The organism is Streptomyces pseudogriseolus (genome assembly GCA_002154585.1).
GTDB classification, from domain to species: Bacteria; Actinomycetota; Actinomycetes; order Streptomycetales; family Streptomycetaceae; genus Streptomyces; species Streptomyces pseudogriseolus.
This window is the reverse complement of sequence record MUNG01000425.1, coordinates 1-11,957: the sequence shown is the minus strand read 5'-3', so window position 1 is coordinate 11,957 and position 11,957 is coordinate 1. Positions and strand designations below refer to the sequence as shown.

Below are 11,957 nucleotides of genomic sequence, written 5' to 3'. Positions count from 1 at the left end.
GCGCAGCGCCTCGACGAGGGCGAGGTTGTGCTCCACATTCCCCGCGGCGAACCGGGGGCTGAGCGCCCGGTGGTCGCCCGGCAGTCCGGCGCGGTCCGGCGACCAGTGCCCGGAGATCAGCCCGCGGCCGAGGACGCCGTACGCGGTCAGGCCGATGCCCAGCTCGCTCAGGGTGGGCAGGATCTCCGCCTCGACGGCGCGGGAGATCATCGAGTACTCGATCTGGAGGTCGGCGACGGGATGCACCGCGTGCGCCCTCCGCACGGTCGCCGCGTCGACCTCGGAGAGGCCGAGGTGCCGTACGTGACCGGCGTCGATCAGTTCCTTGATCGCGCCGACGGTCTCCTCGATCGGCACGTCGGGGTCGCGCCGGGCGGGCCGGTAGATGTCGATGTGGTCGGTGCCGAGGCGGGTCAGCGAGTGGGCGAGGAAGTTCTTCACCGCGGCCGGGCGGCCGTCGACCCCGCCGGGTGTCGCGCCGGGACCGGCCAGCATGCCGAACTTCACGCTCAGCACGTAGCTGTCCCGGTCCCGGCCGCGCAGCGCCTCCGCGAGGAGCAGCTCGTTGTGGCCCATGCCGTAGAAGTCGCCCGTGTCGATCAGGGTGACTCCGGCGTCCAGCGCGGCGTGCACGGTCGCGATGCTCTCCGTGCGGTCGGCCTCGCCGTACGCCCCCGACATGGACATCGCGCCGAGTCCGAGCGCGGAGACCTTCGGTCCGGTGCTGCCCAGTGTGCGTGTCCGCATGATGCGCTCCCTTGTGGCTTTGTCGCCTTGTCGTTGTGCCGTCCGGCACGCCGGTCCGTCCGGCTCGCCGGTTCCACCGTGTTGCGGCGGCCGGGCGGGCGGGAGCGGAGCGTTCATCATGGGAGCGCCGCTCCCTGGATGGGCGTCCGGCCGCGCGGGACCATGGAAGGCGTGGAACGAGAACAGCTCGCCGACTTCCTGCGCCGCCGCCGCGAGGCGATCCGCCCGGCGGAGGTGGGCATCGCCGACGGACCCCGGCGCCGCACGCGCGGACTGCGCCGGGAGGAGGTGGCGATGCTCGCCGGAATGTCGGTGGACTACGTGGTACGCCTGGAGCAGGGCCGCAGCAGTCAGCCGTCGGCGCAGCTGCTGGTCGCGCTGGCCCGCGCGCTGCGGCTGTCCGACGACGAGCGGGATCACCTGTTCCATCTGGCCGGTCACCGGCCCCCGCCCGCGGACGGTACGGCCCGGCTGGCCCGTGCGGGGCTGGTGCGCATGCTCGACCTGCTGGGCGACACCCCGGCCGCGGTGATGTCCGACCTCGGCGAGATGCTGGCGCAGAACCGTGCGTCCCTGCTGCTGATGTCGGACCACACCGGCTTCCGTGGCGACCGCCGCTTCACGATCCACCGCTGGTTCACCGAGCCGGAGGCCCGCGCCGTCTGCCCGCCCGAGGACCGCGAGCTCAACAGCCGCAGGCTGGTCGCCGACCTGCGCGCCGCCGCCGGACGCCGGGCGGGTGACCCGACGGTGGCGGGGCTGGTCGGGCGGCTGGAGGCGGCCAGTGCCGAATTCCGTGCGCTGTGGGCGGAGCACGAGGTCGCGGTACGGCGCGCGGACCGCAAGACGCTGCTGCATCCCCGGGTCGGCCGGCTGCTCCTGGACTGCGAGACCCTGGTCACCCCGGACCAGGGCCAGCAACTGCTGGTGCTCACCCCGGCGGACGCGGAGACCCGCGAGCGAATGGAACTGCTGCGGGTGCTGGGCAGCGAGGAGTTCTCCACGGGGACGGCAGAGCGCGACGGGCGGTGACGCCGCGGGCGCGCGAAGTGGCCCGCGCGCCCGTGCCGCCGTGGCGGGCGCCGGCCCGGAGCCGGCCGAGGGGGCGGGCGGACGCCTGCCGATCCGGTGAAGCGATCGGCCTCGTTCGTCGCGGGCGTGCGTGACATCTGGCTGCGGGGCGGCCGGGACGCGGTGCGGTCGTCGGGGCCGGTGGGCAGCTCGCGGTTCGTCCGATCGGGTCACACGCCTGGGTCACACGGCTGCCCGCTCGGACGGACGCCCCGGCTACGCGGACTGTTCCGCGCGCCGCCCCGCGCGGTGCCGGAGGCAGGACAGGACGACGACGAAGGGCCACAGCGACTGGACGGCCGTCACCACGCGCTCGGCGACGCCCGCCATGCCGTGGCGGTGCATCTCGACGAGGAACCACACCGCCCCCGCGACCATCACGGCGGTCGCCGCGAACGACGGCAGGGGCCGCAGCGCCCACGGGGTGGCGCGGCCGGCGGTCGCGGCGAGGACCGGCCACAGGGCGAGCAGCGTGAACCCGACGGCCGCCACCGAACCGTGCCCCAGCGAGCCTCCGCTGCTCGGCGCGGGGACCATCGCCACCGCCAGTGCGGCCACTCCCCCGCGCGCCAGCGCCACCCGGCCCGCCGCCGCTGCCGCCCGCAGTCCCCACGCGGTGAGCAGATGGCACACGCCCAGCGCGAGGAACGCCCCGGTCATCACCCAGGAGCCCGAGGCGCCGTACGCCGCCAGGACGCTGATCGTCTGCGTCACCGGGTCGTAGGCCGACCCCTCGAGCGCCGCCGAGATCGCCCAGCCCGCGATCAACAGCACCGGCGCGCACCCCGACGAGAACAGAACCCATCTGGGAACAAGCAGCATTGGATCACCATAAGCGGATGAAATGTCCGGTACCGGACCAACCCGAGCGGGTCCTATATCTCCCGAGATGAGGGGTTCGCCTCTTCGGCGTAAGGTGATTGCCGTGCATCCGGCCCTGGCCCCCGGGCCCGCGGATGCAGTCCCTCCGGCCGGCCGGAGTCCGCCGCACGCGCTGCCGTGCACCGGTGGCATGGACCGGCCCGGCCGCCTCAGCCCCATCTTGCGGAGGACCAACCATGGGCACGGTGACGACTTCTGACGGGACGACCATCTTCTACAAGGACTGGGGCCCGCGCGACGCGCAGCCCCTCGTCTTCCACCACGGCTGGCCGCTCAGTTCCGACGACTGGGACGCCCAGATGCTGTTCTTCCTCCAGCAGGGCTACCGGGTGATCGCCCACGACCGGCGCGGCCACGGCCGCTCCGACCAGACGTCCGGCGGGCACGACATGGACACGTACGCGGCCGACGTCGCGGCGCTGGCCGAGGCCCTGGACCTGCGCGACGCCGTCCACATCGGGCACTCCACGGGCGGCGGCGAGGTGGCGCGGTACGTGGCGCGCGCCGAGCCGGGCCGGGTGGCGAGGGCCGTGCTCGTGGGTGCGGTGCCGCCGGTCATGGTCAAGTCGGACAGCAACCCGGGCGGCACGCCGATCGAGGTCTTCGACGGGTTCCGCAGCGCCCTCGCCGCCAATCGCGCCCAGTTCTACATCGAGGTGGCGTCCGGCCCGTTCTACGGCTTCAACCGGCCGGGCGCCGAGGTTTCCCAGGGCCTGATCGACAACTGGTGGCGGCAGGGCATGACGGGCGCGGCGAACGCCCACTACGAGTGCATCAAGGCCTTCTCGGAGACCGACTTCACCGAGGATCTGAAGCGGATCGAGGTGCCGGTGCTGGTGATGCACGGCACGGACGACCAGGTCGTGCCGTACGACGACTCGGCGCCGCTGACGGTGAAGCTGCTGAAGAACGGCACGCTGAAGAGCTACGAGGGGTACCCGCACGGCATGCTGACGGTCCATCCCGACGTGCTCAACCCGGACATCCTGGAGTGGCTCAGGTCGTAGCGGGCGGTGGGCAGACGGCCCCGTTCCGGCCCCTCGCGGGCGTCGGAGCGGGGCCGCTGCGCGGCCAGGCATGACGGGCCGCCGGAAACACGGCGCGGCGCGGAGGCGGCCTGGTCGTCCCGGCCGGGCACCGCGCGCAGATCGACGAGGTCACCGCCGCACACCCGCGTCCGGACTTCAAGCGGCAGATCCTGACCGTGCCGAACGTGGTGTCCGGCCGGTGCCTGAAGCCGTCGGTGAACGCCTGGAGCCTGGAGCACTTCGTGCCGGGTCTCCGCCTCATCGAGAACTCGGCGTGGCCCGAGTAGCCGGGACGGCGGCCGGGGCTGCGCGGAGCGGCGTGGCGCTGTCCGAGTCCGGGGCTGCCGCTCCGCCGGGCGACGTACGACGGTGGACTGCGCCGAGGCGAGCGGATCGCGCCATGTGCCCTACGCCGTTCCCTCAGGGTGCCGCTTCCCCTCCCCGCGCGTCACGGGTGCGCCCGTCCGGCGCTTCCGGCCCGCCCGGCTTCGCCGGTGACCGGGCGATCTCCTGGCGGGCCGCGTCGATGATCCCCAGGACGGCCGCCGCCGCCGCGTCCGGGTCACCGGCCTCGACGGCCCGGACGACGGCGCGGTGACCCGGCAGCGAGGCCTCCACCGCGCCCGGGGTCCGCGTGCTGACGTCGAAGCTGTGCCGCAACGCGATCTCCACGGCGCGCCCCAGGGAGCCGAGCAGCCGGTTGCCGCCGGCGTCCAGCAGGGCGCGATGGAAGGCGATGTCGGCCGCGACGTAGCCGCCGCGCGCGGGAGACGCCGCCGCGGCCTCCATCGCGGCCAGGGCGTCGTTCAGGGCGCGCACGTCGTCGGGGCAGGCCCGTTCGGCGGCGAGGCGGGCCGCCTCGGGCTCGACGATGCGCCGTAGTTCGCCCGTGTCCCGCAGCAGCCCGGCCGCGTCCCCGGACTGTTTCCAGCGCAGGACGTCCGGGTCCAGGTGGTTCCAGTCCTCCGGGGGCAGCACGCGCGTGCCGGTGCGGGGCCGTACCCGCAGCATGCCCTTGGCCACCAGCGACTTGACCGCCTCCCGCAGCACCCCGCGGCTGACGCCGAGCTCCGACGCGAGGGCGTCCTCGACCGGCAGCGGACTGCCTGGCTGCCACGCTCCGGCGACGATGCGCCGCCCGAGGTCGTCGGCCACGCGCTGCTGCATGGTCGGGAAGTTGGTGTCGATCTCCGCCCACCCCCTGGACGCCATTCATCGAATCATTTAATGATTGAGGCTACAGGGTAGCGGGTCCGCGCGGCCACGCCCCATCCGCGCAGCGGACGACGCCGGAGCGAGCCACAGGAGTGTGCACATGACCGACCGTCGGAACACGGACCGCCGCAGTCAGGCCTGGTTCGGCGCACAGGGCCGCAGCGGGATGCTGTACCGCTCGTGGATGCGCAACCAGGGCTTCGGGCACGAGGTGTTCGACGGCCGTCCCGTCATCGGCATCGCGACCAGCGCGTCCGAACTCGCCCCGTGCAACGCGCACCTGACGCGGGTCGCGGAGGCCGTGAAGCGCGGGGTGTGGCAGGCGGGCGGTCTGCCGCTGCAGTTCCCGACCATGGCGACCGGCGAGACGCTGATGCGCCCGACGGCCATGCTGTACCGCAATCTCATGGCGATGGAGGTCGAGGAGCTGATCCGGGCCAACCCGCTCGACGGGGTGGTGCTGCTGTCCGGCTGCGACAAGACGACCCCCGCCATGCTGATGGGCGCCGCGAGCGTCGATCTGCCCGCGGTGATGGTGACCGGCGGGCCGATGCTCAACGGCAAGTTCCGTGGCCAGGACGTGGGTTCGGGCACGCATGTGTGGAAGTTCGAGGAGGACCTGAAGACCGGCCGGATGACGGAGGAGGAGTGCTTCTTCGCCGAGGGGTGCATGGCGCGCTCCAACGGTCATTGCATGACGATGGGGACGGCGTCGACGATGGCGTGCGTGGCCGAGGCGCTCGGCATGCAGCTGCCGGGTTCGGCGGCCTGGCCCGCGGTCGACTCCCGGCGGATGGAGACCGCGCAGGCGGCCGGGCGGCGCGTCGTCGACATGGTGGAGGAGGACTTGCGGCCGTCGCGCATCCTCACGCGGGAGGCGTTCGAGAACGCCGTCCGGGTCAACGCGGCCATCGGCGGCTCCACCAACGCCGTCATCCATCTCACCGCGCTCGCCGGACGCGTGGGCGTCGAGCTGGACCTGGACGACTTCGACCGGCTGGTCCGTGAGGTGCCGACGCTGGTGAACCTGATGCCCAGCGGCACGTACCTGATGGAGGACTTCTGTTACGCGGGCGGGCTGCCCGCCGTGATGGCCGAACTGCTGGGCGGCGGGCTGCTGCACGGCGGGCCGGTCACGGTCACCGGACGCACGGTCGCCGAGAACACCGACGGCGCCGAACGCTTCGGCTCCGACGTCATCACCCCGCTCGACACCCCCTTCCAGCCGGCCGGCACCGGCATCGCCGTGCTGCGCGGCAACCTGTGTCCGGACGGCGCGGTCCTCAAGCAGTCCGCCGCGTCACCGCACCTGCTCACCCACCGCGGACCCGCCCGCGTCTTCGACTCCCCCGAGGCGTACCACGCCGTCGCCGACGACCCGGACCTGGACGTCGACGAGAACACCGTGATCGTCATCCGCAACGCCGGCCCCAAGGGGTACCCCGGCATGCCCGAGGTGTCCAACGTGCCGTTGCCGGCGAAGCTGTTGAAGGCCGGGGTCACCGACATGGTGCGCGTCTGCGACGGCCGGATGAGCGGCACCGGCTACGGGACGGTCGTCCTGCACGTCGCGCCCGAGGCCGCCGTCGGCGGACCCCTCGCCCTGGTACGGGACGGGGACCCCGTCGTCCTCGACGTGCCCGCCCGCAGCCTGCGGCTGGACGTGGACGACGCCGAACTCGCGCGGCGCAGGCAGGAGTGGACCCCGCCCGCCGACCGGTACACCGGCGGGTACACCTGGCTCTACACCCAGCACGTCGAACAGGCGGACCGCGGCGCCGACTTCGGGTTCCTGCGCGGCGGACGCGGTCACGAGGTCCCCCGGGACTCGCACTGAGCACCGGCCCCTTCCCGTCCTGAGGAGGACAACGACCGTGGTATCCGCAGCGGAACACCCCCGACCGGTCCTCACCGCCGACTCCGTCCTGCCGGAGGACGCCGAACGGGCCGCCCTCGTCGCGCGCGTCCACGACCCGGAGGCGGGCGGACCGTGCGTGGCCGCGGTGCGCGGCGAGCACGTCGTCGACCTGACCGCCCTCGCACCCACCGTCTCCGACCTGCTGGAGCGCGACGACGCGCCGGAGGCGGTCCGCGAGGCCGACGGCGGACGCACCTGGCGCCTCGACGACCTCCTCACGGCCCCGCCCGGACGCCGGGACGTGCCGCGTCTGCTGGCCCCGGTCGACCTCCAGGTGATCAAGGCGGCGGGCGTCACGTTCGCGCGGAGCCTGCTGGAACGCGTCATCGAGGAACGCACCGGCGGCGACCCCGCGCAGGCCGCGCGGGTACGGGACCGTGTGGTGCGCTCGGTCGGCGGCCGGCTCGACGGCATCAGGCCCGGCTCGCCGGAGGCGGCCAAGGCAAAGGAGCTGCTGGTCGCCGAGGGGTTGTGGTCGCAGTACCTCGAGGTGGGCATCGGGCCTGACCCCGAGGTGTTCACCAAGGCGCCCGTGCTGTCGGCGGTCGGCACCGGCGCGGACATCGGCGTGCTCCGCGCCTCCGTGTGGAACAACCCCGAGCCGGAGGCCGTCCTCGTCGTGGACTCACGCGGCCGGGTACGCGGCGCGACCCTCGGCAACGACGTCAACCTGCGCGACATCGAGGGCCGCAGCGCCCTGCTGCTGTCCCGCGCCAAGGACAACAACGCGTCCTGCGCGATCGGCCCGTTCGTCCGCCTGCTCGACGACGACTTCGGCATCGACGCGGTACGCGACCTGGACATCGGCTTGCGGATCGACGGCCCGGACGGCTACGAACTGCGCGGCAGCAGCAGCCTGCGCGAGATCAGCCGTGACGTCCTGGACCTGGTGTCCGCCACGCACGGTGCGCACCACCAGTACCCGGACGGCTTCGTCCTGTTCACCGGCACCCTGTTCGCCCCCACCGAGGACCGGAAGGCGCCGGGTGAGGGTTTCACCCACGAGTACGGCGACGTGGTCCGCATCTCCAGCCCACGGCTCGGAGCCCTGGTCAACACCGTGGTGCCGAGCGAGGCGGCGGATCCGTGGACGTTCGGGGTGGGGGCGCTGATGCGCAGCCTCGCGCGGCGCGGGCTGCTGTGAGCCTCGGGCCGGATGCGGCCTACGGCCGGTCCCGGCCGGTGGTGCGGGTGGCGTGCAGCGATCCCAGCAGGTGCAGCCGGTCCGCGTCCGCCGAGTCCGGTTCCGCGGTGAACACCAGCAGGAACGGGCCGGGCCGGCCGGGCAGCGGATACGTGCTCCACTCCAGGGTGAGGTCGCCGACGGCCGGGCTGTGGAAGGTCTTCGTGCCGCTCACCGAGGCGCGGACGTCGTGCCGGGCCCACAGCCTGCGGAACTCGGCGCTGCGGATGCTCAGTTCGCCCACGATCGCGGTGGCTCGCGGATGCGTCGGGTCGGCGGCGACCGCCGCGCGCATCATCCCGATGTAGTCCAGCGCCTGCCGCTCCCAGTCGGCGCAGGTGCGCCCGCGGGTCAGCTCGTCGTCGAACAGCAGCAGAAGCATGTTCAGCCGGTCGGGCGGGAGGTCGCCCGGATCGCCGAGCAGCGCCTCGGCCTGCCGGTTCCAGGCGAGCAGGTCGAGGTGCCGGCCGAGCACGACGGCCGGGGTGTGCAGGACCCGCAGCAGCCTCCGGGCGCTGTCCGGCACCACCTCCGGCGCGCGGTCCACCCGGGCCCGCGCAGGACGGCGGGCGGCGTGCGCGAGCGTGAACAGGTGCCGGCGCTCCTCGTCGTCGAGGGCGAGCGCCGTCGCGAGGGCGTCCAGGACGTCGTCGGAGGGCCGGACGTCCCTGCCCTGCTCCATCCGCTGGTAGTAGTCGGTGCTCAGACCGGCGAGCAGGGCGAGTTCCTCGCGCCGCAGCCCGGCGACCCTGCGGCGCCCTCCGGGCTCCAGGCCGACGTCGTCCGGGTGCAGCCTGTCGCGCCGGGCGCGCAGGAAGTCGCCCAGCTCACGGGCGTACGGATGGGTCATGCCGCCAGTGTGCCCCGCTGCCGGCCGCCCAGGGTAGGTCTGGTGGACCCAGGAAAACGGGAACGACGGAACCCGGCCGTACCGCTCCTAACGTCGGCGTTCCCGGCACCGCCACACCCCAGGAGCAGCAGATGAGCGGATGGACCGCCGACCGCATTCCCGACCAGCACGGCAAGGTCGTCGTCGTCACCGGCGCGAACTCCGGGCTCGGCCTGGTCACCGCGACCGAGCTGGCCCGGCGCGGGGCGCACGTCGTTCTGGCCGTGCGCAACCTCACCGCGGGCGAGGAGGCTGCCCACCGGATCCCGGGCGACACCGAGGTCCGCGAACTGGACCTGGCGTCGCTGGCGTCGGTGCGGGCGTTCGCGGCGAAGCTCACCGCCGACCACCCCTCGGTCGACGTGCTGGTCAACAACGCCGGCCTGGTGCATCTCGGGCCTCGCCGGACCACCGCCGACGGGTTCGAACTGCATGTGGGCACGAACATGCTGGGGCCCTACGCCCTGACCGGGCTGCTGCTCGACGCGCTGACCGCGGGGTCCGGGGGCCGGGTGGTGTCCCTCAGCTCGATCACCCACAAGAACGCGCACCTCGACTTCGGCGACCTGATGTCCGAGCACGGCTACCGGGCGTCCTCCGCCTACGGCCGCTCGAAGCTCGCCACCACCCTCTTCGGCCTCGAACTGGACCGCCGGCTGCGGGCCGCCGGGCTGCCCGTGGTCAGCGCGCTGGCCCACCCGGGACTCACCCGCACCAACCTCACCCCCCGCGCCTGGGAGCATCGCGGGCGGTTCGGCCGGCTGATCGCCGCGGGGGGTCTTCTGGCCACCCAGTCGGTGGAGCAGGGGGCGCGGCCGCAGCTGCGTGCCGCGACCGACCCGGAGGTGCGGGGCGGGCAGTTCTTCGGCCCCGCCCGCCTCTGGGAGACCCGCGGCCCGGTGACCGAGGCCCGCCTCGGCGAGGAGGCCGCCGACCCGGCCGTCGCCCGCCGCCTGTGGGCGGTGGCGGAGGACCTGACCGGCGTCCGTTACCCGTGAACGCCGGGCACGCGGGTGCGCGGCACCCCGGAGTGTGCCGCGCACCCCCGTCCGTTCAGGTGGCAGGCTTCTGCGTGAACGTGGCGTGCAGGCGTCGCGTGTGGTCCACGTGGCGTTCCGTGCCGGTCAGTGTGACCCGGGCCGTCAGGCGGCGGTCCGTGCTGGAGGCGGCCAGCCTCAGTTCCAGTTCGCCCGGTTCGACGATGCGCCGTCCGTCGCGGCCCGTGAAGGACGCCAGGTCGGCCGGGACCGTGACGGTCAGGCGGCGGGACTCCCCCGGTTCCAACGCCACCCGTGTGTAGCCGACGAGGCGCTGGAGCGGCTGGACGACGGAGGCGACCGGGTCGTGGAGGTAGAGCTGGACGACCTCCGTGCCGGGACGGTCGCCGGTGTTGCGGACGGTGAGTGCAAGGATGAACTCACCGTCCGTGGGGGCCTCCTGGGTGTCCGCGGTCAGGTCCGTCCAGTCGAAGCGGGTGTAGGACAGGCCGTGGCCGAAGGGGAACGCGGGGGCCGGGTCGACGGCGGACGCGTCGCCGGCGTGGGCGAGCCGCGCTCCGAGGTAGGTGCCGGGCTGGAGGCCCGGGGTGCGCGGCACGCCGACGGGGAGGCGTCCGGAGGGGTTGACCCGGCCGCTGAGCACCCCGGCGATGGCGTGCGTGCCTTCCTCGCCGGGGAAGAAGGACTGCACGATCGCCGCCGACTCCGTCACCGCACGGCCGAGTGCGTAGGGGCGGCCCGCGAGCAGGACGGTGACGACCGGGGTGCCCGAGTCCAGCAGCGCGTCCAGGAGCTGCTGTTGCGCGCCGGGCAACTCCAGTGTCTCCGCGTCGCAGCCCTCGCCGCTGGTGCCGCGGCCGAACAGGCCGGCGCGGTCGCCGAGCACCGCGACGGTGACGTCCGCCTCGCGGGCCGCCCGTACCGCCTCGTCGAGGCCGGTCAGGTCCCCGTCGTCGACGCCGGTGCCGCGGACGTACGTGACGGCGGCGTCGGGGAACTCGGTGGCGAGCGTCTCACGCAGGGTGGGCAGGGCGATGCCGAGGGGCGTGCCGGGGTGCTGGACGCCGATGTGCTGCGGGAAGGAGTAGCAGCCGAGCACGGCGGTGGGTTCGTCGGCGTTGGGTCCGATCAGGGCGATGCGGCGGGGGCGGTCCAGCGGCAGCGTGCCGTCGTTGGCGAGCAGGACGACCGCTTCCTCGGCGAGCGTGCGGGCCAGGGCGCGGTTCCCCGGGCTGTCCAGGTCGACGCGTCCGCGCAGGGCCTCGGGGTCGGCCGGGTCCGTTCCGTCCAGGGCGGCCGGCACGGGGTCCCAGTCCGGGTCGAGCAGGCCGAGCGTCACCTTCTGGGTGAGGACCCGGCGCAGGGCGCGGTCGACGAGCTCCTCCGGGACGCGGCCGTCGGCGACGGCTTCGGTGAGCGGTGCGCCGTACGTCTTGACGTTGGGCAGTTCGACGTCGATGCCCGCGTGCAGCGCCGTGCCGGCGGCGTCCGCCCAGTCGGCGGCGACACCGTGCAGGGTCGCCAGGAAGGCGACGGCGAAGTAGTCGGCGACCACGGTGCCGTCGAAGCCCCAGGTGTCCCGCAGCAGCCCGGTGAGCAGGTTCTCGTCGGCCGCGGAGGGCACGCCGTCGGTGTCGGTGTAGGCGTTCATCACGGAGCGGGCGCCACCCTCGCGGACGGCCATCTCGAACGGCGGCAGCACCACGTCGGCGCGTTCCCGCGGTCCCATCGAGACGGGCGCGAGATTGCGGCCGGCGCGGGAGGCCGAGTATCCGGCGAAGTGCTTGAGCGTGGCGACGATCCCGGCGGACTCCAGGCCCTGGACGTAGGCGGTGCCGATGGTGCCGACGAGGTACGGGTCCTCGCCGATGGTCTCCTCGACGCGGCCCCAGCGGACGTCGCGCACGACGTCGAGGACGGGCGCGAGGCCCTGGTGGACGCCGACGGCGCGCATGTCACGGCCGATGGCGGCGGCCATGCGCCGCACCAGGCCGGGGTCGAAGGCGGCGCCCCAGGACAGCGGGAC

Annotated in this window: 10 protein-coding genes; 5 read left to right on the top strand and 5 right to left on the bottom strand. The window is 73.8% G+C overall.

Annotated elements, in window-relative coordinates; all coding sequences use genetic code 11:
- Positions 1-747, bottom strand: a 747-nt coding sequence (locus CCN29_RS29750) for an aldo/keto reductase (protein WP_086685646.1), incomplete at its 3' end; no start/stop codon positions are given.
- A gap of 171 nt (positions 748-918) precedes the next feature.
- On the opposite strand from CCN29_RS29750, the gene CCN29_RS29745 reads away from it, so the two are divergent.
- Positions 919-1,779 carry a helix-turn-helix transcriptional regulator gene (locus CCN29_RS29745; protein WP_037816925.1) on the top strand — a complete coding sequence of 287 codons (861 nt, stop codon included), beginning with the start codon at positions 919-921 and terminating at the stop codon, positions 1,777-1,779.
- 255 nt (positions 1,780-2,034) lie between these two features.
- Here CCN29_RS29745 and CCN29_RS29740 read toward each other — a convergent pair whose 3' ends face one another.
- Positions 2,035-2,640, bottom strand: coding sequence for a DUF998 domain-containing protein (locus CCN29_RS29740; RefSeq protein ID WP_086685644.1), 606 nt, complete (start codon positions 2,638-2,640; stop codon positions 2,035-2,037).
- A gap of 236 nt (positions 2,641-2,876) precedes the next feature.
- On the opposite strand from CCN29_RS29740, the gene CCN29_RS29735 reads away from it, so the two are divergent.
- The gene (locus CCN29_RS29735; protein ID WP_086685642.1) at positions 2,877-3,707 is read left to right on the top strand and encodes an alpha/beta fold hydrolase; all 831 of its coding nucleotides are present in this window, start codon (positions 2,877-2,879) and stop codon (positions 3,705-3,707) included.
- A gap of 441 nt (positions 3,708-4,148) precedes the next feature.
- On the opposite strand, the gene CCN29_RS29725 is transcribed toward CCN29_RS29735, so the two are convergent.
- Positions 4,149-4,940 (bottom strand): FadR/GntR family transcriptional regulator, encoded by a 792-nt coding sequence (locus CCN29_RS29725; RefSeq protein WP_006130978.1) that lies wholly within the window; start codon positions 4,938-4,940, stop codon positions 4,149-4,151.
- A 103-nt stretch (positions 4,941-5,043) separates the two neighbouring features.
- On the opposite strand from CCN29_RS29725, the gene CCN29_RS29720 reads away from it, so the two are divergent.
- Both CCN29_RS29720 and CCN29_RS29715 read left to right on the top strand, forming a co-directional pair.
- On the top strand, positions 5,044-6,780 hold the full coding sequence (locus CCN29_RS29720; RefSeq protein WP_006130979.1) for an IlvD/Edd family dehydratase: 1,737 nt from the start codon (positions 5,044-5,046) through the stop codon (positions 6,778-6,780).
- A gap of 37 nt (positions 6,781-6,817) precedes the next feature.
- The gene (locus CCN29_RS29715; protein ID WP_006130980.1) at positions 6,818-8,005 is read left to right on the top strand and encodes a fumarylacetoacetate hydrolase family protein; all 1,188 of its coding nucleotides are present in this window, start codon (positions 6,818-6,820) and stop codon (positions 8,003-8,005) included.
- A 19-nt stretch (positions 8,006-8,024) separates the two neighbouring features.
- On the opposite strand, the gene CCN29_RS29710 is transcribed toward CCN29_RS29715, so the two are convergent.
- Complete coding sequence (locus CCN29_RS29710) at positions 8,025-8,894, bottom strand: helix-turn-helix transcriptional regulator (protein WP_006130981.1); 870 nt, start codon at positions 8,892-8,894, stop codon at positions 8,025-8,027.
- A gap of 131 nt (positions 8,895-9,025) precedes the next feature.
- On the opposite strand from CCN29_RS29710, the gene CCN29_RS29705 reads away from it, so the two are divergent.
- Entirely contained in the window at positions 9,026-9,931 is a 906-nt protein-coding gene (locus CCN29_RS29705) for an oxidoreductase (RefSeq protein ID WP_006130982.1), read from the top strand.
- 55 nt (positions 9,932-9,986) lie between these two features.
- Here CCN29_RS29705 and CCN29_RS29700 read toward each other — a convergent pair.
- Positions 9,987-11,957 (bottom strand): glycoside hydrolase family 3 N-terminal domain-containing protein (locus tag CCN29_RS29700; protein ID WP_086685640.1); only part of this gene is annotated, 1,971 nt, incomplete at its 5' end.